This window comes from Maribacter vaceletii (assembly GCF_003634105.1).
Taxonomy (GTDB): Bacteria; Bacteroidota; Bacteroidia; order Flavobacteriales; family Flavobacteriaceae; genus Maribacter_B; species Maribacter_B vaceletii.
On record NZ_RBIQ01000007.1, the window covers coordinates 216390 to 242603 of the forward strand.

The 26214-nt window shown below is 32.0% G+C and carries 20 protein-coding genes and 1 tRNA gene; 14 read left to right on the forward strand and 7 right to left on the reverse strand.

Annotated features, from left to right (window positions below):
• Window positions 1-18 precede the first annotated feature (18 nt).
• Together nusA and rimP are read right to left on the reverse strand one after the other, a co-directional pair.
• Entirely contained in the window at window positions 19-1251 is a 1233-nt protein-coding gene (gene nusA / locus CLV91_RS01025) for a transcription termination factor NusA (protein WP_121063097.1), read from the reverse strand.
• A 13-nt stretch (window positions 1252-1264) separates the two neighbouring features.
• The gene (rimP, locus tag CLV91_RS01030; RefSeq protein ID WP_121063099.1) at window positions 1265-1726 is read right to left on the reverse strand and encodes a ribosome assembly cofactor RimP; all 462 of its coding nucleotides are present in this window, start codon (window positions 1724-1726) and stop codon (window positions 1265-1267) included.
• 234 nt (window positions 1727-1960) lie between these two features.
• On the opposite strand from rimP, the gene CLV91_RS01035 reads away from it, so the two are divergent.
• Together CLV91_RS01035 and CLV91_RS01040 are read left to right on the forward strand one after the other, a co-directional pair.
• The gene (locus tag CLV91_RS01035; RefSeq protein ID WP_121063101.1) at window positions 1961-3295 is read left to right on the forward strand and encodes a cation:proton antiporter domain-containing protein; all 1335 of its coding nucleotides are present in this window, start codon (window positions 1961-1963) and stop codon (window positions 3293-3295) included.
• Between the two features lie 16 nt (window positions 3296-3311).
• Window positions 3312-3773 (forward strand): RNA methyltransferase, encoded by a 462-nt coding sequence (locus CLV91_RS01040; RefSeq protein WP_121063103.1) that lies wholly within the window; start codon window positions 3312-3314, stop codon window positions 3771-3773.
• A 62-nt stretch (window positions 3774-3835) separates the two neighbouring features.
• Here CLV91_RS01040 and CLV91_RS01045 read toward each other — a convergent pair.
• Window positions 3836-3907: transfer RNA gene (locus CLV91_RS01045), tRNA-Gln, on the reverse strand.
• Window positions 3908-4072: 165 nt separating this feature from the next.
• Between CLV91_RS01045 and CLV91_RS01050 the strand changes: the two genes are divergently transcribed.
• On the forward strand, window positions 4073-7381 hold the full coding sequence (locus tag CLV91_RS01050; RefSeq protein WP_121063105.1) for a glycosyltransferase family 117 protein: 3309 nt from the start codon (window positions 4073-4075) through the stop codon (window positions 7379-7381).
• A gap of 83 nt (window positions 7382-7464) precedes the next feature.
• On the opposite strand, the gene CLV91_RS01055 is transcribed toward CLV91_RS01050, so the two are convergent.
• Together CLV91_RS01055 and CLV91_RS01060 are read right to left on the reverse strand one after the other, a co-directional pair.
• Entirely contained in the window at window positions 7465-7761 is a 297-nt protein-coding gene (locus tag CLV91_RS01055) for a thioredoxin family protein (protein WP_121063107.1), read from the reverse strand.
• A 92-nt stretch (window positions 7762-7853) separates the two neighbouring features.
• Window positions 7854-9083 carry a metallophosphoesterase gene (locus CLV91_RS01060; protein WP_121063108.1) on the reverse strand — a complete coding sequence of 410 codons (1230 nt, stop codon included), beginning with the start codon at window positions 9081-9083 and terminating at the stop codon, window positions 7854-7856.
• A 307-nt stretch (window positions 9084-9390) separates the two neighbouring features.
• Here CLV91_RS01060 and polA point away from each other — a divergent pair, with 307 nt between their 5' ends.
• The 3 genes from polA to CLV91_RS01075 all read left to right on the forward strand — a co-directional run bounded on the left by polA (window position 9391) and on the right by CLV91_RS01075 (window position 14466).
• The gene (gene polA / locus CLV91_RS01065; RefSeq protein WP_121063110.1) at window positions 9391-12231 is read left to right on the forward strand and encodes a DNA polymerase I; all 2841 of its coding nucleotides are present in this window, start codon (window positions 9391-9393) and stop codon (window positions 12229-12231) included.
• 108 nt (window positions 12232-12339) lie between these two features.
• A complete protein-coding gene (locus CLV91_RS01070; protein WP_121063112.1) occupies window positions 12340-13974 on the forward strand; it encodes a hypothetical protein in 1635 nt (544 codons plus the stop codon).
• Window positions 13975-14130: 156 nt separating this feature from the next.
• A complete protein-coding gene (locus tag CLV91_RS01075) occupies window positions 14131-14466 on the forward strand; it encodes a T9SS type A sorting domain-containing protein (RefSeq protein ID WP_121063114.1) in 336 nt (111 codons plus the stop codon).
• A 153-nt stretch (window positions 14467-14619) separates the two neighbouring features.
• Here the strand turns inward: CLV91_RS01075 and CLV91_RS01080 are convergent, their stop codons facing one another.
• On the reverse strand, window positions 14620-15126 hold the full coding sequence (locus CLV91_RS01080) for a hypothetical protein (RefSeq protein ID WP_121063116.1): 507 nt from the start codon (window positions 15124-15126) through the stop codon (window positions 14620-14622).
• A 253-nt stretch (window positions 15127-15379) separates the two neighbouring features.
• On the opposite strand from CLV91_RS01080, the gene rplM reads away from it, so the two are divergent.
• From rplM to tsf, 4 genes are all read left to right on the forward strand, one after another.
• Window positions 15380-15835, forward strand: a complete 456-nt coding sequence (gene rplM, locus CLV91_RS01085) for a 50S ribosomal protein L13 (RefSeq protein WP_121063118.1) — start codon at window positions 15380-15382, stop codon at window positions 15833-15835.
• Complete coding sequence (rpsI, locus tag CLV91_RS01090; RefSeq protein WP_121063121.1) at window positions 15835-16221, forward strand: 30S ribosomal protein S9; 387 nt, start codon at window positions 15835-15837, stop codon at window positions 16219-16221. Before rplM ends, rpsI begins: the two co-directional genes overlap by 1 nt.
• A gap of 233 nt (window positions 16222-16454) precedes the next feature.
• Window positions 16455-17525: a 30S ribosomal protein S2 gene (rpsB, locus tag CLV91_RS01095; RefSeq protein WP_121063123.1), complete on the forward strand. Its 1071-nt coding sequence runs from the start codon at window positions 16455-16457 to the stop codon at window positions 17523-17525.
• 98 nt (window positions 17526-17623) lie between these two features.
• Complete coding sequence (tsf, locus tag CLV91_RS01100; RefSeq protein ID WP_121063125.1) at window positions 17624-18580, forward strand: translation elongation factor Ts; 957 nt, start codon at window positions 17624-17626, stop codon at window positions 18578-18580.
• Window positions 18581-18782: 202 nt separating this feature from the next.
• Here the strand turns inward: tsf and CLV91_RS01105 are convergent, their stop codons facing one another.
• A complete protein-coding gene (locus CLV91_RS01105; protein ID WP_121063127.1) occupies window positions 18783-20654 on the reverse strand; it encodes a M61 family metallopeptidase in 1872 nt (623 codons plus the stop codon).
• A 181-nt stretch (window positions 20655-20835) separates the two neighbouring features.
• Here CLV91_RS01105 and pyrH point away from each other — a divergent pair, with 181 nt between their 5' ends.
• The 4 genes from pyrH (at window position 20836) to asnS (ending at window position 26199) form a co-directional block, all read left to right on the forward strand.
• Window positions 20836-21543: a UMP kinase gene (pyrH, locus tag CLV91_RS01110; protein WP_121063129.1), complete on the forward strand. Its 708-nt coding sequence runs from the start codon at window positions 20836-20838 to the stop codon at window positions 21541-21543.
• A gap of 40 nt (window positions 21544-21583) precedes the next feature.
• Window positions 21584-22141, forward strand: a complete 558-nt coding sequence (gene frr, locus CLV91_RS01115) for a ribosome recycling factor (protein ID WP_121063132.1) — start codon at window positions 21584-21586, stop codon at window positions 22139-22141.
• A gap of 155 nt (window positions 22142-22296) precedes the next feature.
• Window positions 22297-24684: an efflux RND transporter permease subunit gene (locus CLV91_RS01120; protein WP_121063133.1), complete on the forward strand. Its 2388-nt coding sequence runs from the start codon at window positions 22297-22299 to the stop codon at window positions 24682-24684.
• A gap of 81 nt (window positions 24685-24765) precedes the next feature.
• On the forward strand, window positions 24766-26199 hold the full coding sequence (asnS, locus tag CLV91_RS01125; protein ID WP_121065615.1) for an asparagine--tRNA ligase: 1434 nt from the start codon (window positions 24766-24768) through the stop codon (window positions 26197-26199).
• Window positions 26200-26214 lie beyond the last annotated feature (15 nt).

Here is a 26214-nt window from a genome sequence, read left to right on the forward strand (position 1 = left end):
ATTACTGCTAATATATAGTTAATCTTCTAATTCTTCTTTTAGAATACGAACAACTTCTACAATTGTTTCTTCTTCTAAATCGGTTCTTTTTACCAAATCATTAACATCTTGCTCTAAAACACTTCTTGCAGTGTCCATACCTATCTTCTTGAATTCTTCAATAATCCAAGCATCTATTTCATCAGAGAACTCTGTTAATTCTACATCTTCTTCCACTCCTTCACGGAACACATCTATCTCATAACCAGTTAATTGTCCTGCCAATCTAATGTTATGACCGCCTCTACCAATTGCCTTTGAAACTTCTTCCGGTCTTAAATAAACTTGAGCTGTCATTTTCTCATCATCTAACTTTACAGAAGAAACTCTTGCTGGACTTAATGCTCTTGTAACTAATAATTGCGGATTTGTTGTAAAATTAATAACATCTATATTCTCGTTACCTAATTCCCTAACAATTCCATGAATACGAGAGCCTTTCATACCTACACAAGCTCCTACCGGATCTATACGATCATCATAAGAATCTACAGCAACTTTTGCTTTTTCTCCAGGAATACGAACTGCTTTTTTAACGGTAATTAAACCATCAAAAACTTCTGGTATTTCCTGAAAAAACAATGCCTCTAAAAACTTAGGAGAGGTTCTAGACATTATAATTGTAGGTTTACTTCCTTTAAGCTCTACACTTTCTATTATACCTCTTACATTATCTCCTTTACGAAAGAAATCTGAAGGTATTTGCCTGTCTTTTGGTAAAATTATTTCATTTCCTTCATCATCTAACATAATAATAGCTTTATGTCTAATATGATGAACTTCTGCCGTATATATTTCGCCTTCTAAATCTTTAAACTGCTTATATATAGTTGTATTATCATGTTCATGGATTTTAGAAATAAGATTTTGACGTAATGCCAAAATTGCTCTTCTTCCTAAATCTATCAATTTTACCTCTTCAGACACATCTTCTCCAACTTCAAAATCTGGCTCAATTTTACGAGCTTCTGCTAAAGATATTTCTTCATTAGGCTCTTCTACCTCACCATCTTCAACTACTATTCTATTTCTCCAAATTTCTAAATCTCCTTTATCTGGATTAATAATAATATCAAAGTTATCATCCGAACCGAATTTCTTTTTCAGAGCATTTCTAAAAACATCCTCTAAAATCGCCATTAGCGTTACTCGGTCTATAAATTTATCATCTTTAAATTCCGAGAAAGATTCAATCAGCGCAATATTTTCCATTTTTACTTATCTATTAAAATTTTAATACAACTTTTGCTTTCCTAATATCAGAAAAAGGGATTTCCATTTTTTTCTGAACTGTAACTTTACCCTTACCAATAGGTTTGGGTTCTCTTGCTTTCCACTCTAAAGTAATAGACTCATCATTTGCAACTGTCAAATTACCCTCATAAGAAGTGTTTTCGGTCTCTACCTCTACTTTTCTTCCTATGTTTTTTTTATACTGTCTTGGCATAACAAACGGAGAAGCTGCTCCTGCCGAAGCTACTTCTAAAGAAAAATCTTCTTCTTCTCTATCCAAATTATGCTCAATTGCTCTACTTACTCTTACACAATCTTTAACTGTAACGCCGTTATCACCATCAATAACTACGTTAATTTTATTGTCTAATGTAATTGCTAAATCTATCAAAAAAATAGACTCATCTTCTTGCAAAGCAACCTCTAGCAACTCTTTAACTCTATGTTTAAGCATAATTTTAAGTAATAAAAGAGGGGACAAAATGTCCCCTCATGAATACTTTACATCCTTTCAGTTTTGCAAATATACAAATAATTTTATTTTCCTACACATGCTTAAGACACTAAATTAACATCCTAAAAACAAGTTAACTAGTAAAATATTTTAATCCATCGCTAATTATTGTAAAATTACAATTTAGAAATACTATTTTTAAACCAACATTAACTAACCATTACATCTAATTTTATGGAAATCTTTTCTTCATACAACCTAATTATAGGAGCCTCTTTAATTGTTGTCCTTTCATTTTGGTTTAACGGAATTTCTAAAAAAACCAACATCCCATCTGTACTAATGCTAATTGTACTTGGCATAATTTTACAATACGCCTTAAAATATTTTGTTCCTAATTTACCAAATTTTGATGGTGCACTAGAACTTCTTGGTATTGTTGGACTTATTATGATTGTTTTAGAAGCTGCATTAGAATTAGAACTTAAAAAAAGTAAGATAATCCCCATACTAAAGGCCACCGCCATTGCACTACTAGGTTTAATAGGTTCTGCGTGGGTTGCAGCGCTAATATTACATTATTTTATTGAAGATATGACTATGCAATCTGCTTGGCTTTACGCTACGCCACTATCTATACTCTCTAGCGCTATAATTATTCCTAGTGTTAGCGGGCTATCTGAACATAAAAGAGAATTTCATATTTACGAAAGTACTTTTTCTGATATTATGGGGATAATGATGTTCTATTTCTTAATAGGAGGCTTAAATCCTTCTGAAGATTCCGGGGTTGCAGGTTTTGCTGGCAACATTGCACTAACAATTGCAATTGCATTAATAGCTAGTTATGCCATAATACTTATTTTTCAACGGATAAAAAGTCAAGCAAAACAATTTTTATTAATTGCTGTTTTATTGCTTTTATATGCTATTGGCAAGAAAATGCACCTTTCTTCTTTACTAATAATTTTAATATTTGGACTTGTAATAGCAAACGTAAAACTATTCTTTCCTGGAAAAACTAAAGTTTTTCTAGAGAACGAAAAAATACATCAAATATACCATGAATTACATATTATAACCCTAGAAACTGCCTTTATTGTTCGCACCTTTTTCTTTGTAATCTTTGGAATAACAATTTTTCTTTCTTCTCTATTTAACTTTACAGTAGTATTTGTAAGTTTATTAATTATAGCATCTATATACATTATCCGATTTATAATTCTTAAAATATTTTTAGGAAAAGATATTACACCACAACTTTTTATTGCTCCTAGAGGACTTATTACGGTTCTTTTGTTTTATAATATACCAAAAGAAGCACAAGTAGCAACTTTTGAATCCGGGATATTACTTTTTGTTATAATAGCCACAAGTTTAGTAATGACATGGGCTATGATTAAAGACAAACGGAAAATGAATACTATGCTCGATGAGATTGACGAAGAAATATTAGAAAGAAATGAAGCGGAAGACATTCTTAATAATTTAGATGAACACCAAGAAGAACTTCCAGAAAAAGACAATTCTTTTAGAGCAACAGAAGGAGACCCTCCAAAAGAAAATTAAATAGCTATTATTTTAGATGCAACCTAACAATTTTACAACAACCTTTTTTGGCATAGGTATTCAGAACGGGAAAACACCTGAAAACTTAGGCGTTTTATGGCGCACTGCTCAAAACTTAGGAGCTAGTTTTATTTTTACTATCGGAAAACGATATGCCAATCAAGCATGCGACACCCATAATGCAGTAAAATCACTTCCCTACTACCACTATAAAGATTTTGATGATTTTTTTGAACACCTACCAAAAGGAGTACGCATTGTTGGCGTAGAAAAAACCAAAAATGCAGTAAACCTAGAAACCTTTTCTCATCCTAAACGTTGTGTTTACTTATTAGGTGCAGAAGATAATGGCCTAACTATTGAAGCCATGGAACGTTGTCATTTTTTAATTCAATTTGATTCAGAATTTAGCTTAAACGTAGCTGTAGCAGGAAGCATAGTGCTCTATGATAGAAGCAGAAACAAACCTATGCAGTAAAATCCCTATAAAAACAAAAATCCTAACATCTAGGATGTTAGGATTTAATCTTAAACTTTAAGTTGGCCCACAAGGACTCGAACCTTGAATGACGGTACCAAAAACCGGAGTGTTGCCAATTACACCATGGGCCAATAATCATTAAGAGCGTGCAAATTTAAAACAAACTTTCATTTGCACAAGCATTTTTTAAATAATAATTTAAAAAATACATAAAAAGCCTGTTAAGGTTTATAAAAATTATTCCTTTGTATCTATATTAATTAGTAAATTCGCCATCAGGTAAAACTTAGAATTACATGTTTTCTAAAAACTTCAAAAAATGGGACACCATCTTAGGATGGGTAGTTTTCTCCATAGCACTTATTACATATTTTTTAACTGTAGAACCTACAAGTAGTTTCTGGGACGCAGGAGAGTATATAGCCACATCTGCTAAACTACAGGTTGGTCACCCTCCAGGAGCTCCATTATTACAAATGATAGGTGCTTTCTTTGCAATGTTTGCATTTGAGCCAGAACAAGTAGCTCGTATGGTAAACTTTGTATCTGGTGTATCTAGTGCCTTTACCATATTATTTATGTTTTGGACCATTACTAATTTAACTAGAAAACTAATAAACCCAGATAAGAAATTTACCAACAGCAAAGCTATTGCTGTTTTAGGAAGTGGTGTAGTTGGCGCTTTAACTTTTACGTATTCTGATAGTTTTTGGTTTAATGCTGTAGAGACAGAGGTTTACTCAATGGCAAGCTTCATAATGGCAGTATTATTATGGATGGGGCTTAAATGGACTGATGATTTAGAAAATCCCAGAGGAAACAAATGGATTATCCTCATTTCTTTTGTAGTAGGGCTTACCTTCGGAATACAATTTATGGGCTTTTTGGCCATACCTTCTATAGGGTTACTTTACTATTTTAAGAAATACAAAAAAACCACTGTAAAAAACTTTCTTATTGCCAATGTGGTTGTTATTGCCATTTTAATGTTGGTATATAAATTTTCTTTAACCTATGTTCTAAAAGTTTTTGGTTGGGGAGAAGTTTTCTTTGTAAACAATTTAGGCTTACCATTTAACTCTGGCTCTATAATTATTGGAATATTATTTATTGGGGCTTTCTATTTTGGATTAAATTACACTAGAAAAAACAACTTTAAAACAGCAAACACCTTAGTTTTATGTCTTTTATTTTTATTCCTAGGGTTTTCTTCTTGGTTAATGCTACCTATTAGAGCTAATGCAAATGTTGTTATTAATGAAAATAATCCATCAGACGCTAGATCCTTATTAGCATATTACAACAGGGAGCAATACCCAGGCGTAGACAGTCCATTTTTTGGAGGTTATTATTCTGATGCTTTTGCAGAAGCTGGCCCGGAAAGAGATGAAAAACCAAAATATGAAAAAGATTACACTTTAGGTAAATACGTAATTGTAAATCATTATAAAAATGCATTACCTGGACCTAATGAAAAACATGTAGGTTTTTTACCTAGAATGTGGAGCACACAACATACCGAAAATTATATGCGTTATTTTGGACCGTTAGATTTTAAAATGACCCAATCTAATGATGAATTAAGAAAAGCCGTAAGTCAGGTTAAAGAAGGATTAAGAACTGGCGAGATAGACACAGAACAATATATTAGCTTCCTAAGAAGGTTTAGTGAATATATAGAAGTACAACCACCAAGTGTTTGGCAAAACATTAAATACATGATAGAGTTTCAATTTAACTACATGTATACACGCTACTTTATGTGGAATTTTGTTGGCAAACAAAATGATATTCAAGGTAGATATAATGAAAATGGGAATTGGATTAGTGGTTTTACCCCTATAGATAGCTGGCGCCTAGGAAGTCAAGAAAACCTGCCTTCTGATGTTTTAAATAACAAAGGAAGAAACACGTATTTCTTTTTACCTTTAATTCTTGGAATAATAGGTTTGTTCTTTCAAATTTCTAAAAACCCAAAACACTTCTGGGCGTTATTAGTATTTTTCTTATTTACTGGTTTAGCCATTCAATTTTATACAAATCCGTATATATTTCAACCCAGAGAAAGAGATTACTCCCTTGTAGGGTCTTTTTATATTTTTGCCATTTGGGTAGGCATTGGCGTATACGCATTGTTCTTTGAACTTAAAAAATTCATAACTCCAAAAGTTTTAGCCCCAGCAATAACTATTATATGCCTTTTAGCAGTACCCACATTAATGGCATATCAAAACTGGGACGACCATGATCGTTCCGGAAAGTTCACCGCAAATTCATCGGCCAAAGCATATTTAGATTCTTGTCAAAAAGATGCTGGAGCAATATTATTTACTATTGGAGATAACGATACATTTCCACTATGGTATGCACAAGAAATAGAAAAATACCGTACCGATGTTCGTATTATATGTACAAGCCTTTTTGAAACAGATTGGTATGTAGACCAAATGAAGAGAAAAGCATATGATAGTGATGCCATACCATCACAAATTACACACAACAAATACCGTTGGGGGTCTAGAGATGTTTTATACCACCAAAGCATGACAGAAAACAGGTGGTCTATAAATGATTTTATAAACTGGATAGATAGTGACAAACCACGCACTAAACTAAAATACATTTTACAACAACAAGGCGGAGACCTTAGTGCTTATTCTGAAAATACACAGAATATGGTGTATTATCCAACTAATAAAATACGCATCCCTGTAAACAAAAAAAATGTTCTTGAAAACGGACTGGTAAAAGAAAAAGACACTGCTTTAATAGTAGACTATATTGATATAGATTTACCTTCTGCTATTACTAAAAAGAGCATGATGATGTTAGATATTCTAGCTAATAACGACTGGAAAAGACCTATATATTTTTCTGGAGGAAGTTTTGATGATGCTGAATTTATATGGATGAAAGATTATTTACAATTAGATGGTCTTGCCTACAAATTAGTTCCTATTAAAACAGAAAGAAAAAATTCTTTTGATATGGGACGCATAGATACCGATTTAATGTATTCTATAGTAAAAGGTTGGGACTGGGGAAATTCTGGCGCAGATATTTATCATGACACACAAACAAGAATACAAGGCTTATCTTTTAGAGGCAATTTAGCACGACTTACTGAGGCTTTACTACAAGAAAATAAGATTGACAAAGCAAAGGAAATAATAGACCTTTCTATTACGCAGATGCCGGTAGATTATTTTGGATATTATACTTTTGTAGAACCTTTTGTAGATGGTTATTACAAAGTAGGCGAAACAACAAAAGCAAGAGATTTATTTAACAAGCTAAAAACCAAATACCAAGAACGTTTAGATTATTATGCTGGCACTACCCTAGATGAACAATACAGTAAGATTGATGAAATCATAACGGATATGGAAGCTTATAGAAGAAATATAGATATTCTTATATCTAATAACGATCGCGAGATGGCCGAAAAAGAAACGCTAATATTTAATGAATATATAGATAAGTTTCAGCATTTTTATAAAGATGAAATAGTAGAAGAACCTATTATAGAGACTAACACAACTAACCCTGATTTAAAAGATACTGTACAAATAAAAGATACTACTTTACAAACCGTTAGCGAATAACTAATGTTTTACTCTTAAACAAAAGCGCAAAAAAAAGCAAGGTGTACATGCACCTTGTTTTTGTTTTTAATAAATAGAAGAATTTATAAATACTCGTTTAAAATACCAATAAGTGTATTGGCATCTTGCTCACCACTTTGTCGCCAAACCATTTCTCCTTTTTTGTATATCATTAAAGTAGGCAAGCCTTTTACTCTTAAAGCCTGAGCCAGCTCTTTATTCTTATCTACATCAATTTTTATAACCTTTCCCTTATCTCCTAAGGCAGCGGCCACATCTCTTAAAATAGCATGCATGGCAGTAGATTGATCATTCCATTCTGCGTAAAAATCAAGCAGTACGGGAACGTTTAAATCTATTAATTCACCAAATTTAGACATATGTTTAACTTTGCATTATTAGCCAAATGTAATAAAAAATGTTAAAATACAGCTAATACATAGGCATTTGCAAGCTACACAATAGGTTAAATTCATGTTAACTTTTTCTTCTTTAAGGTTATTACTGTGATTTCTGGCCATATTCCTACCCTACCTGGGTATCCTAAAAATCCAAACCCACGGTTTACATTTATGAACTGCCCCATTTCTTTATAAATTCCTGCCCAATATGTATAACGCCACTTTACCGGACTCCATTTTATCCATCCAGGAATCTCAATTCCAAACTGCATACCGTGAGTATGCCCACTTAAAGTTAAATGATAATGGTAAGGGTCTTTTATAACTTTTTGCTCCCAATGCGATGGGTCATGACTTAGTAATATTTTAAAATCGTCATTATTAATTTTTGAAGCAGCCTTATGTAAATCACCCGCTTTTTTAAATCCACCTTTCCCCCAATTTTCAACTCCTACTAAAGCTATTTTATCCTCACCTTTAGTTATATATTCACTATCATTCAACAAAAGATGAAAACCCATTTCCTTTTGTATTTTTTTTAAATCCTTAAGATTTTCTTTTTTAGCTTCATCAGAAGGCCACTGTATATAGTCTCCATAATCATGATTTCCTAAAACCGAAAACTTTCCATCTTTAGCTTCCAAAGTAGAAAAAAGGTCTTTCCAAGGATACATTTCCTCTGCTTTATTATTTACCATATCCCCCGTAAACAATAAAACATCACTTTTCTGCTCATTAATTAAGTTTATAGCATATTCAATCTTTTCACGATTATCAAAACTTCCACTATGAACATCGGATATTTGAGTAATTTGATAGCCATTAAAAGAATCTGGCAAATCATCATACTCTAAATCGTACTTTAAAACTTTAAAGTTATATTTTCCTTTATACATTCCATAAAGTAATGCCCCAAAAGGAATTGCTGCTATACCTAATGCTAGTGTGCTTATAAACTTACGCCTATCGGGCATATTAAACACTTTAGCTTCTCCAAAAAACTTATTATAAATAGCAATTAAAAAACGAAAAATATCTTCAGAAAACAGAAAAATAACTGTCACTAGTTTAAACACCAATAGAATCACAAAAAAACTAAAAGCATATGTTTTTACCCTAGTTAAAGTCCCACCAGAACCCTCTACAATTACAAACTGATATAAAAAATTAAGCAACACCAATACAGACAAACCAATATACAGATAAACTATCCATGGATTTTTTGTTATAGTTTTAAAGCCCTGTACAACATATAATCCTAAAATTAAATAGAGTAATGTAAATAGTACTATACGAATCATTCTTATTATATTTTTTTTGCAAATGTATTTGATTAGAATACTCTTTATTGCTATTTTACCTTTTATTTAACGCTTAACAATTCTGTTGTTTTAATACGCAAACTCACCAATACCACATTACAAAACTTTATTAGAAAGCAACATAGCTTCATTTTTTTGTCGAAAACTCTTTCCTTTCCTTAAAAAACACACCTCTGTTTCACCTTCATTATTCCTAAACTAGATATAAAATCTTATTTTAAAAACACAATATTTTATACCTTACCACATTAATTCGTAGTTTTGAAATTCTACAACAATAACACTAATGGCAGAACAAAAAAGACTTTTTTTACTAGACGCATTTGCATTAATCTTTAGAGGATATTATGCACTCATAAAAAACCCTAGAATAAATTCTAAAGGAATGGACACTTCCGCAATTATGGGTTTTATGAATTCACTTTTAGATGTTATTAGAAGAGAAAAACCCGATTATTTAGCTGTTTGTTTTGACAAAGGTGGTAGTGTAGAAAGAACGGAAATGTTCCCGGAATACAAAGCAAATAGAGACGAAACGCCAGATGCTATTCGTATAGCCGTTCCTTATATTCAAGATATTTTAAATGCTATGGATATTCCTGTTGTTGTTTTACCAGGTTATGAGGCCGATGATATTATAGGGACATTAGCAAAACAAGCTGAAAAAGAAGATTATAAAGTCTACATGGTTACTCCTGATAAGGATTTTGGGCAATTAGTTTCCGATAATATTTTCATGTACAGACCCGCACGAATGGGCAATGGTATTGAAATTTGGGGAATTCCAGAAATTCAAAAAAGATTTGGAGTACAAAGACCGGAACAAGTTATAGATTATTTAGGGATGATGGGAGATGCCAGTGATAATATTCCTGGATTACCAGGTGTGGGAGATAAAACCGCCAAAAAATTCATTGAACAGTTTGATTCTATGGAAGGGCTTTTAGCCAATACCGATAAGCTAAAAGGTAAAATGAAAGAAAAGGTAGAAGCTAATGGAGAATTAGGATTGCTTTCTAAAAAACTTGCTACAATAGATGTTAATTGCGATGTTACCTTTAAAGCAGATGACTACAAGCTATCTGCCCCTGATAGTGAAAAAGTTCAGGAAATTTTTGAAGAACTAGAATTTAGAAGGCTAAGAGACCAATTTCTAAAGCTTTTTGCTCCAAAACAAGAAGAAAGCGTTGCAGAAAGCCCTTCTAAAAAAGAAAAAGCAGCTCCTAAAAAAGCCTCCCCTGCTGGGCAAGGACAATTTTCTCTTTTTGGGAATGATGGAGATTCTCCTGCAACATTAGAAGCTATTTCTAGCAGAAAAACCATAAAAGATATTGCGCATTCCTACCAAAGTATTGCTCAGGGAATGGCTATGAAACTTTTTGTTCAAAATTTAATGAAACAAACTTCTGTATGTTTTGATACAGAAACTACGGGTTTAAACCCACTAACAGCAGAACTAGTAGGTATTGCATTTTCATGGGAAGCAACAAAAGGCTTTTATATTCCTTTTCCTGAAAACAAAGAAGAAGCGCAAAAACTTATAGAACAATTACGCCCTTTCTTTGAAGCAGAAAATATTGAAAAAATAGGTCAGAATTTGAAGTATGATATTAAAGTGCTTCGTAAATACGATATAAAAGTTAAAGGACCTTGCTTTGATACGATGTTGGCACATTATTTAATTAATCCGGATATGCGTCATAATATGGATGTTTTAGCAGAAACCTATTTAAACTACACTCCAGTTTCTATAACGGAATTAATTGGAAAAAAAGGTAAAAATCAGTTATCTATGCGAGATGTTCCGTTAGAAAAACAAACGGAATATGCGGTGGAAGATGCAGATATTACTTACCAATTAGCACAACACTTTAGACCAGAATTAGCAGAAGCTAAAACAGACGGGCTTTTTAAAGATATTGAAATTCCACTTTTACATGTTTTAGCAGAAATGGAATTAGAAGGAATAAACCTTGATAAAACATTCTTAAACTCTCTTTCCGAAGATCTTGATAATGATATTAATAATCTAGTGTCAAAAATATATGAAGCTGCTGGCGAAGAATTTAATATTGCATCTCCTAAACAACTAGGAGAAATTTTATTTAATAAACTAAAACTAGTAGACAAACCTAAAAAAACCAAAACAGGCCAATTTTCAACTGCAGAAGATGTTTTATCTTATTTAGCTAAAGACCATGAGATTATTCAAAATGTATTGGATTATCGTGGACTTGCAAAACTAAAAAGTACCTATGTAGATGCTTTACCAGAACAGATAGAAGAAAGCACTGGCCGTGTACATACAGATTATATGCAAACTGTAGCTGCAACAGGAAGGTTAAGTAGCAACAACCCTAACCTACAAAATATTCCTATACGTACAGAAAGAGGAAGACAGGTACGTAAAGCTTTTGTTCCAAGAAATGAAGATTACACCTTATTAGCTGCAGATTATTCACAAATAGAACTTCGTATTATTGCTGCTTTAAGTGAAGAAACCACCATGATTGAAGCTTTTAAAAATGGAGAAGATATTCATGCTTCTACCGCTTCAAAAGTATTTAATGTTCCCATAGAAGAAGTTACAAGAGAACAGCGTAGCAATGCAAAAACGGTGAATTTTGGAATAATATATGGGGTTTCCGCCTTTGGACTAAGCAACCAAACTGACCTTTCTAGAAGTGAAGCAAAAGAACTTATAGACACCTATTACAAAACCTATCCCAAATTACGAAACTACATGAGCGAGCTAGTAAATTTTGCTCGCGATAATGGGTATGTACAAACCGTTTTAGGTCGTCGTAGGTATTTAAAAGATATTAATGGTAGTAATGCTATTGTTCGTGGCGCAGCAGAACGTAATGCAGTGAATGCACCTATTCAAGGTAGTGCCGCAGATATTATAAAAATTGCCATGATTAATATTCATAAGAAATTAGAGCAAGGTACTTACAAATCTAAAATGCTTTTACAAGTACATGATGAATTGGTTTTTGACGTATACAAACCAGAACTAGAAGAACTACAAACTTTAATTAAAGGCGAAATGGAAAATGCGTATAAAATTGCAGTTCCGTTAGATGTAGAAGTTGGTTTAGGAACTAATTGGTTAGAAGCGCACTAATACATATAAAACATTAGAGGGTTACATCATTTCATCGAAAAATTGTAGGGTTTGCAAAGCAAAGTGTTAAATTTACAAACAACTATTTAACCACTAACCAACATTTTCATGAAGAAAAATATCTTTTTTCTAACCTTTATTTCTCTATTATCTTTATACATAGCAAAAGCACAAAGCACAGATATAGACAAAGAACCAATTGAAATAAGTTACGTAAGATTACCTGACAAACCAGTTTTAAATGATGCCAACCGAACTTTTTCGGTTTTATCCTTGAACTCACAAGTACTTACCCAATCTTTACCCGAATTATATTTTGAAAGTGAAATAAAATTATCTGGTTTCACTAAATTAAATAATGATGCTTTTATAGCCATTCAAAGCAAATTAATAGATGTTACTTTAATTAGTAATGATATAAATTCTACTCCAAAGAGCAGAACCGACGATGATGGAAAAGTTACCCGCTGGACTGAGTATAAAACAATTATTAAATACAGAACAGAAGGCAGTGTTACAGTTACCTCTGCAGACCAATCTATAAATGAAGTTTTTACTTTTAATGGAAACAAAACAAAAAGCAGTAAAGTATTTGATAATTATGAAAGTGCCAGAGCTTTTAGAAACAGCAACTCTATAAAAACATTACGCATAAACTTTATTAAAAGCGTAATAAGCACTGTTAACTCTAGAATATCAAGTCTTTTTGGTTATAAAGAAATAAAATCCAAAAAAAACTTATGGGTTTTGGACTCTAAAAAGCACCCAGAGTACGAGAACCATAAAGCTAATTTTAAAATAGTGGAAAAAGCTTTTTCTAAAATGAAAAGCTATGAATCCTTAGATAATTTAAAAATAGAGGTGAAACCCGCCCTGGAGTACTACAAAAGCATTCTCTCTAAATATGAAGGCAAAGACAGAAAATCTAAAAAACTACGATATGCTTCACTTTATAATTTAGGGTGGATAAATTATTATTTAGACAATCCAGATGAAACTGCTACTTATGGCGCAAAAATAATTGAAAATGATTATGATAAATCCGATGGAAAGTCTTTAGACAAAAAAGCTATAAAACTGAGAGATGTATTTGCAACAAACAAAACAGATACGCGCCATCTTAACGTTTTAACAGAAGACAAAACGGATTATTATGGAGCATCTTCTAATCAATTTATGGATGCTAATGACCCTAACAAACCGTTTGATCCCAAAACGGATCCAGACTACTCCCTCTCTTTTGTAATAACAAACTCTGGAGATACCATACCAGGTTATATTAACATGAAAAAAATTGACAAATTAGCTGGTATTTTAAAAACCTATGTTAAAGATCTAGAAGGCAAACCAGTACTTAGGAATTTTGGTGCTCATGAAGTAAACACTTTAGTCTTAGGAAATGGAGAAAAAAGATATACGCTACCTTTTAAAGAAGCAGATGATGCTGTAACAATGTCTAGTTTTGATAGAGCTAGCTATAAATATGTAAAGCGTATTTACGCGTCTAAAAAAATTAATCTTTATGAATATCAGTCTAGAGAATTAATCATTAAAAAGAATACTGACAAAAAAGGGTATTCCACTTCAGGCTCTGGTTGGTTAATGGCATTTAGAAAAAAACTTGGGAATTTATTAGGAGAAGACTGCCCAGAACTAAAAGAGCGTGTAAAAGAAAAAGAATTTGAAAATAATGCTAATAGCATAATAGAGTTTATAAAAGCATATGAAAATTGCGAGAAGTAAATAACCTTGAGTTAGTTTAAAAAAGTAAAAATAGCCATAATATGGCTATTTTTTTATAACAAAAGTTAAATGTCACTTAAAAAATTACCCTATAACTAATGTAACTATCCAGAATTTGTAACTTCAATGTTATAAATTCACACGATTATTTTTACAATGCGACTATACTTAATCCTAACAACTATTTTTTTGTGTATTTACTTTAATATAAATGCGCAGCAAAATAAAGAGGAGCGTACACAAAAAATTACTCAAACTATAAAAGTATTTCCTAATCCAGCAACGAATGTTGTAAATATATTGGGTTTGCATAACTCTAGTAATGCAAATATTAAAGTATTAGACACCTATGGAAATATTGTATTAAAACATTCTTGGCAAATAAAAAACAACGCAATAAACATCCCCGTTTCTTCACTTGCTTCTGGCGTATACATAATTATTATACATTCCAACAAAGAACAAGTACAAGCAAAAATTTTTAAAAAGTAAACTAACTCGGGGCAAGCCCACGAGGCATTTATTAGGAAACTAATTTTGATTTCGAAGCAAGCCTCGGAGCAGTAAAATCTCGATTATCGAGTAATTAAAAAAACCGTTAAGAAAATTCTTAACGGTTTATTATATATTATAAAATGAGCGTACTTATTTTCTATTAAATATAAGCTCGCCTTTAGTATTAAAATTAGGTAAATCTAAGCCTTCTGCATCTACTGTCATTACATCTGCCTCTATAGAAGCTTTTGCACTAATTTCTTCTCCGTTTTTATCTTTGAATTTTAGTACTCCGTCTACATAAGTGTACATTGTTGTTTCAATATCTTTTTCACTTGGACAATCAACTATTAATCCTGTAGGACCAGCATTGAACTCTAGATAATCAATTGCATTCTCAGTTACTAAAGTTGCATCTTCCTTAAACTCAAAAGTTACAATAGCACAATCTTCTTCAATAAGTTTCTCTAAAGCATCCTCTGCTAAATTTAAATATGTACCTGCAGCTTCTTCATCTACATTAAACTCTACAAGTTCCCATTTTCCTACGAGAGCATCTTTACCCGTTAATTCATCTAATTTATCAGAAATTGCATCTTTTGAACAAGAAGAAAAAAGAACACCTATTGCAATTATAGTTAAAGATAATTTTTTCATTGGTTTGGTATTTGGTTATTTATTTTACTGGTAACTAGAACAAAACGTAAACAAATAAACAATATTGCACTGGCTAAACAATATAAAAACAACAACAAACTGTATATAAAATAAAGGAAAATCGATAATTTTACAATCTTGAATAAAAAAATAAAAAATAATAAGAAACAACCATTTGTATTTCAACTTAATAGTTGTACATTTGCAGCCCTCTTAAAGGGAAAGAAGTGTATAATAGAAAAAAATAGCAGTAGTGGATACATTAAGTTATAAGACTGTTTCAGCAAATAGAACAACCGTAGACAAGCAATGGGTATTGGTTGATGCTGAAGGAGAAACGTTAGGGCGACTTGCTTCTAAAGTAGCAAAAATACTTAGAGGAAAGCATAAAACAAATTACACTCCTCATGTTGATTGTGGAGATAACGTAGTTATTATTAATGCAGAAAAAATTACCCTTTCTGGTAACAAATGGGATACTAAATCTTATAGTCGTTATACAGAATATCCTGGAGGTCAACGTCATACATCTGTAAAAGATATGTTATCTAAGACTCCTGAGCGTATTGTGGAAAAGGCTGTTAAAGGAATGCTTCCAAAAACTAGGTTGGGTGCTGAGTTATTCAGAAACCTTAAAGTAAACGTAGGTCCTAATCACGGACAAGAAGCACAAAAACCAACTGTTATTAATTTAAACGAATTTAAATAATGGAGATAATTCATAAAATTGGCAGAAGAAAAACAGCTGTTGCTCGTGTTTATCTTTCTGAAGGAACAGGAAATATTACTATAAACTCTAGAGATTTAAAAGAATATTTTCCAACTGCAACTTTACAATACAAAATTAAGCAAGCTTTTGCATTAACTGACACTGTTGATAGTTATGATGTTAAAGCAAATGTTTATGGTGGTGGTAACACTGGCCAAGCTGAAGCTATTCGTTTAGCTTTATCTAGAGCTATGTGCGAAGTAGACGCTGAAAACAGATTATCTCTTAAACCAGAAGGTCTTTTAACAAGAGACCCAAGAATGGTAGAACGTAAGAAATTTGGTCAGAAGAAAGCACGTAAGAAATTCCAGTTCTCTAAACGTTAATACAGAATCACCAGGGTATTCTTTCGAATACCCTTTTTTATATTTTATAACTAGTTCATTGAAAGTCTCAAAAAAGAGACACTTAAAAATCTTATTACCATTTCTAATAGTAATAAGTAAGGGTAGGTTTTTAAAATCGCCCATTTAGTTTAGCATCTAAATAGTAGAGGCTTGCATGTATATGCATACCACTCTAGTATTGCTAATTCATAAGAACGTAAACTAAAACAAAAATGGCGAAAGTCGAAGTAAAACAATTATTAGAAGCAGGTGTACACTTTGGACACCTTACAAGAAAATGGAATCCAAACATGGCTCCTTACATCTACATGGAGCGTAATGGAATTCACGTAATTAACCTTTACAAAACGGTTGCAAAATTAGACGAAACTAACGAAGCGCTACATAAAATAGCTGCATCTGGAAGAAAAATCTTATTTGTAGCAACAAAAAAACAAGCTAAAGACATAGTTGCTGACAAAGTATCTAAGGTAAACATGCCTTATATTACAGAAAGATGGCCAGGCGGAATGTTAACAAACTTTGTTACTATTCGTAAAGCTGTTAAAAAAATGGCTTCTATTGATCGTATGAAGAAAGATGGTACCTTCATGACTCTTTCTAAAAAAGAACGTTTACAAGTAGACCGTTTAAGAGCTAAATTAGAAAAGAACTTAGGTTCTATTTCTGAAATGACTCGTTTACCAGGCGCTCTTTTTATTGTAGATACAATGAGAGAACACATTGCTGTTAAAGAAGCTCAAAAATTGAATATTCCAATTTTTGCTATGGTAGATACAAATTGTGACCCAAGAGATATTGATTATGTAGTACCAGCAAATGATGATGCATCTAAATCTATAGACATTATTATGGAGCAAGTTACTGCTGCAATTGCAGAAGGATTAGCAGAACGTAAATCTAGCAAGCAAGAAGCACCAAAGAAAGATACTCCTAAAAAAGAAGCAGCTCCAAAAGCAGAAGCTCCTAAGAAAGAAGAAGCTAAGGCCGAAGCACCTGCTGCTCCAGTAGCTAAAGCTGCTCCTGCAAAAGCAGACGATTTAACAAAAGTAGAAGGAATTGGACCTAAAGCTGCTGAAGCTTTAGTGAACGCTGGATTTGTTACTTTCGCTGACTTAGCTAAAGGTGATGCTGAAAAGATTAAAACAATCTTAACTGAAGCAAGCTCAAGAATGGCTCATTTAGATCCAACTTCTTGGCCAAAGCAAGCACAAATGGCTGCTGATGGTAAGTGGGACGAACTTAAAGAATGGCAAGATAACGTAAAAGGTGGTGTAGAATAAATTTATAGATACATCAAAATATCTATAATTTAACATTACCCTAAAACTGGATACAATAATTGTGTCTTATTTTACATAATCAAAAAAAATAAAAGAAAATGGCTAAAATTACCGCCGCAGAAGTAAATAAATTAAGAAAAGCTACAGGTGCAGGAATGATGGACTGCAAAAAAGCCTTAGTAGAAGCAGAAGGAGATTTTGACAAAGCAATTGAAGTTCTTCGTAAAAAAGGACAAAAAGTTGCTGCTAAAAGAGCAGATAGAGATTCATCTGAAGGTGCTGCAGTTTCTAAAGTAAATGCAGATAACACTGTTGGTGTTGCAATTGTACTAGGTTGTGAAACTGACTTTGTTGGTAAAAACGAAAACTTTCTTGCTTTAGCAAATGAACTTGCTGACAAAGCAATAAATTTTGACAACAAAGAAGATTTTTTAGCTTCTGATTTCGGAGGAATGACAGTTGCTGATAAATTGATAGAACAAACAGGTGTAATTGGCGAAAAATTAGAAATTAACTCTTTCGAGAAGTTAGAAGCTCCTTATGTTGGCACTTATGTTCACATTAACAAAATTGCTGCTTTAGTTGGTTTAACTTCTAAGAACGAAGTAGTTGCTAAAGATGTTGCTATGCAAGTAGCTTCTATGGGCGCAACAACTTTATCTTATAAGGATTTTGACCCTGCATACATTGCTTCTGAAACCGAAGCTAGAATTGCAGTTATAGAAAAAGATAATATTGAATTAGGTCGTTTAGGTAAAACTCTTAAAAACGTACCTCAATATATTTCTATGGCACAATTAACTGATGAAGCCTTAGCTAAAGCTGAAGAAGCTGCAAAAGCAGAACTTACCGCAGAAGGAAAACCAGAGAAAATCTGGGATAAAATTCTTCCTGGTAAAATGCAAAGATTTATTGCAGATAACACTACTTTAGATCAAGAACAATGTTTATTAGATCAGAACTTTATTAAGGATGAGAAAATAAATGTTGCTAAATATGTTGCTTCTGCTGGAGATTTATCTGTAACAAGCTTTAAGCGTGTTGCTTTAGGATAAGTAAACCACAACAATATATCAATTATTAAAACCGTCTCTAGAGACGGTTTTTTTATGCAAAAAAAATGCTGCTTTATAAAGCAGCATTTTTAATTTTTTAGTGAACTACCTCGGGGCAAGCCCACGAGGCATTTATTAGGAAACTAATTTTGATTTCGAGGCAAGCCCCGGAGCTTTTAAATCTCGATTATCGAGTAACCAATTAATTCTTTAACCAAGCCTCTCTAAGACTTAGACTATTTTCTGATACAGAATCCAAACTAGATAGTTTAGTTACATTCAAAATTGGAGAGCCAACTTTTCCTTCAATAGAAATCTCTTCTCCATTACGAATCACAACCATCTTAATTAAGGTTTCAGGAGTCCAACCAAAGCTCTCTCCTATTATAGGTCTTATTGCTTCTAAATTAATTGGAGTACCATTAATACTTTTTATAACATCTCCTCCTTGCATACCTAAATCCGTATAAAAAGAACTCAACTCTATCCCTTCCCTTACAAAAACGGCATTATTATTTTCTTGGTCAATACCTATAAATGGCATTTCTCCAGCCAAAAAATAGCCAGTTTGTTGTTGCTCTGTAACATTTCCCAAACCAACTTTAGTAAAATAAGTAGTATAATCTATTGGAGTATTCCCAATAACATAAGTATCAAAAAAGGTGCGTAGTTCCGGGTACGTCATCTTTACAATTTCATCAATTAATTTCTCATCCTCAAAAGGAGTAGAAACATCATATTTTTTAGAAAGTTCTTTCATTAACCATAAAATTCCTTTTTCACCATTACTTAATTCACGCAATGTAATATCTAAAGCCATGTTTATTAAAGCTCCTTTTTCATACACATTTGCATAGTTTTTTTCATAAGGTTCTTTTAATATATTTTTACTCATAATGGTAAAAGACATAGCATCATCATAACTTTTAGAGTTTGCTATCTTATCCATTATCCTTTTATAAAATTCATCCTCGGTAATTAGACCTTGTTGAATTTGAAATAGGTTAGCAAAATACTCTGTTGTTCCCTCATACATCCATAAATGCTGTGACATTTTTGGATCATTAAAGTCAAAATACTGCACTTCTTTAGAGTGTACATTTAAAGGTGTTACTATATGAAAGAACTCATGAGAAACAACATCTACCATTGCTTGTTCTAATCTTTCTCTAGGCATAGCTTCTGGCAAAACAACTACCGTTGAAGTATGGTGCTCTAAAGCACCAAAACCACTTGCGTCTGTATTATCCATTTTAGATAAATACAAAAGAATGTTATATTCTTTTGTTCCATCTATATCTCCTAGGAATGCTTTTTGAGCTGTCATCATTTTCTCCATACGCTCTTTTAAACTAGCAGCAGTATATACATTATTAGGAGAGTATACACTTAAAGTAACCGTAATATCATTAATCTGAAAACTTTCGGTATTTGCTTTAGCATATAATATTGGATTATCAATAACATCAAAATACCTATTAGCAGTAAAAACATCTTTCTCTAATTGTAAACTTTTAGTACTCTTAGCCTTTAATGATGTAGTAGAAAAAAGAGATTTAGGCTTTGTTATATGCAACTCATAAGGCACCTCTTTTAAATTCTGAAAATAACCAACAAAACCATGAAGATTAAGTACAAAATTGTCGTTTTTTAAAATATTTGTTCCCGCGGGAGAAAAAACGGCATCAGATACTTGTGCCTCGGTATCGTAAGTATCATTTACATAATACATAATTTTATCCATTTTTTTTGCATCGGATATTACCCAAGAATTAACATCATTATGTGTAAAAGATAATTCGTTTCCATTATAATCTATCGCCCTAAAACCCTCAATATACTTACCATAATCATCTATACTATACGTACCAGGAATTGTTTTAGGAATTAAAAATGTTGTCTTATCTGTATGTATTACTCCTGGATCAATGGTAACTAAAACTTTATCCTCTACAACATTTAAAATATCTATATTCGTTATTATAGTAGAATTAGTAACCGTACTTACATTTTTTGTTGCACCACAACTATATAACAACATCCCCAACATTACTACAAAAATTATTTTTCTCATTATGCTTTTTAATTTTAAATTAAAGTAGCCTAAAGGCTATATTATTTTCTTAAATGCAAGGATATAAAATTTAATAGAGTATTCCAGATGTATTTAGAAATAATTAAGGCAATCATATGCCAAAAACAATACTACAAGGATAAATATTTTTGATTATTTTTGCGGCAACTAATTATATAACATGCAATACAAAAGAATACTTTTAAAACTTAGTGGCGAAGCACTAATGGGAGAAAAGCAATACGGTATAGACCCAGTAAGACTATCGGAATATGCCGAAGAAATTAAAGAAGTTGTAGCAAAAGGTATTGAAGTTGCTATAGTAATTGGCGGTGGTAATATATTTAGAGGAGTAGCAGGTGCTGCCACAGGTATGGATCGCGTACAGGGTGACCATATGGGCATGTTAGCAACAGTAATAAATGGATTAGCTTTACAAAGCGCCTTAGAATTAAAAGATGTACAAACAAGATTACAAACTGCTATTAAAATAAATGAGGTTGCCGAGCCTTTTATTAGAAGAAGAGCTATGCGCCATTTAGAAAAAGGCCGTGTTGTTATTTTTGGAGGAGGAACAGGAAATCCTTATTTTACAACGGATTCTGCTGCTGTTCTTAGAGCTATTGAAATTGAAGCAGATGTAATTTTAAAAGGCACTCGTGTAGATGGCATTTACACCTCTGACCCAGAAAAAGATAAAACTGCCACTAAGTTTGATACTATTTCTTTTAAAGAAGTATTAAACAAAGGCCTAAAAGTAATGGATACTACTGCTTTTACTCTAAGCCAAGAAAACGAATTACCAATTGTTGTTTTTGATATGAATACAAAAGGTAATTTAATAAAACTTGTAAACGGTGAAAACATTGGAACGGTAGTAAACTTATAAATTTAGTTTTATTATTGTTAGATATATTAAAAATTAACTGATGAACGAAGAAATACAATTTATACTAGACGCTACTAAAGAAAGTATGGAATCTGCCTTATTACATTTAGAAAAAGCATTTTTAAAAATCCGTGCAGGAAAAGCAACTCCTGCAATGCTTTCTAGTGTAATGGTAGATTATTATGGATCACAAACACCATTATCTCAAGTTGCAAATGTAAACACTCCAGATGCAAGAACGCTTACAGTACAGCCTTGGGAAAAAAACATGTTGCAAGAAATAGAAAAAGCAATTATGATTGCAAATCTTGGGTTTAACCCTATGAATAATGGGGAAAGTATTATCATAAATGTTCCGCCCTTAACTGAAGAAAGAAGAAGAGATTTAGCTAAACAAGCAAAAGGGGAAGCTGAAGACGCAAAGGTTAGTATTCGTTCTGCAAGACAAGATGGTAACAAAGAAGTTAAAAATTTAGAGGATGCTTCTGAAGATGTAAAGAAAAACACAGAAGCAGACATACAAGAATTAACAGATACATACACTAAAAAAATTGATGCTTTTCTTGTGTTAAAAGAAGCAGAAATCATGAAAGTATAATCTATCTACAAATTTTTCTTACAAAAGCGACTTTAATGGTCGCTTTTGTACTTTTAAGACTATTCTAACTAGGTAATTTTAGGAACAGAAGGTATCATTATTTACCTTTGCCTATGCAATTTTACAATGGCTTTTACAAAAACAAGTGTTAATTAATGGTAGCTAAACTTACAAAAGGATTTTGGGCTAAAACAGCAAACATAATCCTTAGAAATCGAATTTTAATTTTACTACTAATAGTAGCTTTCACTGTTTTTATGGGTATGCAATGGAAAAATATGCGCTTTTCCAGTTCCCAAGCAAATTTATTACCAGATGACCACCCTGTAAATTTAGAATACAATTCTTTTTTAAAACAGTTTGGTGAAGAAGGTAATGCTGTTGTATTTGCAATAAAAGACAGTACCTTTTTTACTACAGATAATTTTAATCGTTGGAACAAACTTAGCAAGCAATTAGGTGCTTTTCCGGAAGTAGATTTTGTTTTATCTACAGATAATTTACAGGAACTAAAAAAAGACACTACTAAAATGCAGTTTGTAATGGAGCCATTATTAAAAAATGCCCCCAAAACGCAAGCCGCTGTAGATAGTATTAAAAATCATTTATTTAATAATTTACCATTTTACGAAAATTTATTATTCAATAAAAAAAGTGGAACACTACGTACCGTAATGTACTTAGATAAAGACATTGTTAACACCTCGGTAAGAAAAGATTTTATCTTAAAAGATATGACACATCTTATAGATAATTTTGAAGAAGAAACTGGTTTAGATGTTCGCATATCAGGAATGCCCTATATACGCACCATGAACTCCCAAAACATTATTGATGAAATTGGGAAGTTTATATTAGCTGCTTTAGGAGTAACCTCTTTAATTTTCTTTTTCTTTTTTAGAAGTGTTAGAGCAACATTTATCTCTATGTGTGTTGTTATAATTGGTGTTATGTGGGCTTTTGGAATCTTAGGTCTTTTACAGTATGAGATTACTGTACTTACAGCTCTAATACCACCATTAATTATTGTAATAGGTATTCCAAATTGCATCTTCTTAATAAATAAATACCAACAAGAAGTAAAAAAACATGGCAACCAAGCACTTTCTTTACAACGTGTAATTTCTAAAATTGGTAATGCTACATTAATGACAAATATTACCACTGCTTCTGGTTTTGCTACTTTTATTATTACAGACAGTAAACTTTTAAAAGAATTTGGTATTGTAGCTTCTATAAATATTATTGGGATTTTTATTTTATCATTGCTTATAATTCCTATTATTTATAGTTTTATGTCTTTACCTAAAACAAAACATTTAAAACATTTAAACAAACGATGGGTTGATGCTTTTGTAAATTGGACAGAACGTATTGTTAGACACAAAAGAATTACAGTTTATATTACTTCTATAGTTTTATTAGTAGTTAGTATTATAGGAATTTATCAAATTGATATTTCTGGTAGCCCAATCGAGGATATGCCAAAAAAAGAACAATTTTTTAAAGACATTCGTTTCTTTGAAAAAGAGTTTGATGGTATAATGCCTGTAGAAATTGTTGTAGACACAAAACGCCCTAAAGGTGTTTTAAAACCTGCAACATTAAAAAGAATAGATAGGCTAAGTACCGTTATAGAAGAAATTCCAGAACTCTCTAAACCAGTATCTGTAGTAAACTTAGTAAAATACTCTAAACAGGCTTTTTATAATGGTATTCCTAAATATTACCAATTGCCAACTACGCAAGAGAATAATTTTATCATGGATGTTGCTCGCAAATCTGCAGATAATGGCAACATGCTAAAAAGTTTTGTAGACAGTACTGGACAAACTGCAAGAATTACAACTTTTATGAAAGATGTAAAAACTAGCAGAATGGAAGAGATTGAAGCAAGATTAAATGAAAATATTGCTAAAATATTCCCAAATGAAAGGTTTACAGTATACATGACTGGTAGCGCTTTAATTTTTTTAAAAGGCACAAAATACCTTGTAAAAAACTTAATTATGTCTTTAGCACTTGCAATTTTATTAATTGCATTATTTATGGCGTATTTGTTTCGCTCCTTTAGAATGATAGTTATTTCTTTAATACCTAATCTTTTACCGCTGGTTGTAACTGCTGGTGTTATGGGATTTGCTGGAGTACCAATAAAACCATCTACAATTTTAGTATTTAGCATTGCTTTTGGCATATCTGTAGATGACACTATACACTTTTTAGCAAAATATAGACAAGAACTAATAGCAAATCGTTGGAGAATAAAAAAATCTGTATATGCCGCTTTAAAAGAAACTGGAGTTAGCATGTTTTACACCTCTATTGTTTTATTTTTTGGCTTTTCAGTTTTTATTATATCAAATTTTGGTGGTACGGTAGCCCTAGGGGCTTTAGTTTCTGCAACATTACTTTTTGCAATGCTTGCCAATTTAATACTACTCCCCTCTCTACTGCTTTCTTTAGAAAGAAGCATAGCAAACAAACAAGTATTAAAAAAGCCTCAGATAGACATTTTACCTAAAGAAGAGGATAGAAACTAATACTATTTATACCTCTTAGAAAACATCAAATTTTTATTAAAAAGCATATCTTTGACTTTTTAAATTTTGATGCATTTTAATATGAAATCTACTAGCGTAAAAGAACTCCTATCTGGCAACTTATTATTACAAGAAGTAACTGTTAATGGATGGGTAAAAACATTTAGAAGTAATCGTTTTATTGCTTTAAATGATGGATCTACTATTAACAACATACAATGTGTAGTAGATTTTGAAGAATTTGATGACTCCATTTTAAAACAAATAGCAACTGGTGCTGCTTTAAAAATTACTGGAACTTTAGTGGAAAGTCAAGGTCGCGGTCAGAATGTAGAGATACAAACTAAAAATATTTATGTTCATGGTATTGCAGACCCAGAAACATATCCAATACAACCAAAAAAACACTCACTTGAGTTTTTAAGAGAAAAAGCTCATTTACGTATTCGTACTAATACTTTTGCGGCAGTAATGCGTGTGCGTTCCGCATTATCTTTTGCAATTCATAATTATTTTAGACAAAACGATTTTAACTATTTTCATGCGCCAATCATTACTGGTTCAGATGCAGAAGGTGCTGGAGAAATGTTTAGAGTAACAACTCTAGATCAAAAAAATCCACCTTTAACAGAAGAAGGAGAAATTAACCATAAAGAAGATTTTTTTGGAAAGGAAACCAACTTAACAGTATCTGGACAATTAGAAGCCGAAGCTTACGCAATGGCATTAGGAAAAGTTTATACTTTTGGCCCTACTTTTAGAGCTGAAAACTCAAATACATCTAGGCATTTAGCAGAATTTTGGATGATAGAACCAGAAGTTGCTTTTAATGATTTAGATGCTAATATGGATTTAGCAGAAGATTTTATTAAAGATGTAATTAACTACATTTTAGAAAATTGTGCAGAAGATTTGGCTTTCTTAGAAAAGAGGTTACTAGACGAAGAAAAAACTAAGCCACAAGCAGAACGTAGTGACATGCCTCTTATAGAAAAATTAAAATTTGTTGCCGATAACAATTTTAAAAGAGTTAGTTATACCGAAGCTATAGACATTTTAAGAAATAGTAAACCAAATAAAAAGAAAAAATTTAGCTACCCAATAGATGGTTGGGGAGCAGATTTACAAAGTGAACATGAACGCTATTTAGTTGAAAAACACTTTAAATGCCCCGTAATTTTATTTGATTACCCAGCAGATATTAAAGCATTTTATATGCGTTTAAATGAAGACGGTAAAACAGTAAGAGCTATGGACATTCTTTTCCCTGGTATTGGAGAAATAGTTGGTGGCTCTCAAAGAGAAGAACGTTTAGATGTTTTAAAAGAAAAAATAGCTGCTTTAGGAATTGATGAAAAAGAACTTTGGTGGTATTTAGATTTAAGAAAATTTGGAAGTGCTGTTCATAGCGGATTTGGATTAGGCTTTGAGCGTTTAGTGCTTTTTGCCACAGGAATGGGTAATATTAGAGATGTTATTCCTTTTCCGAGAACTCCACAAAATGCCGAATTTTAATTCAATTTCACTAAT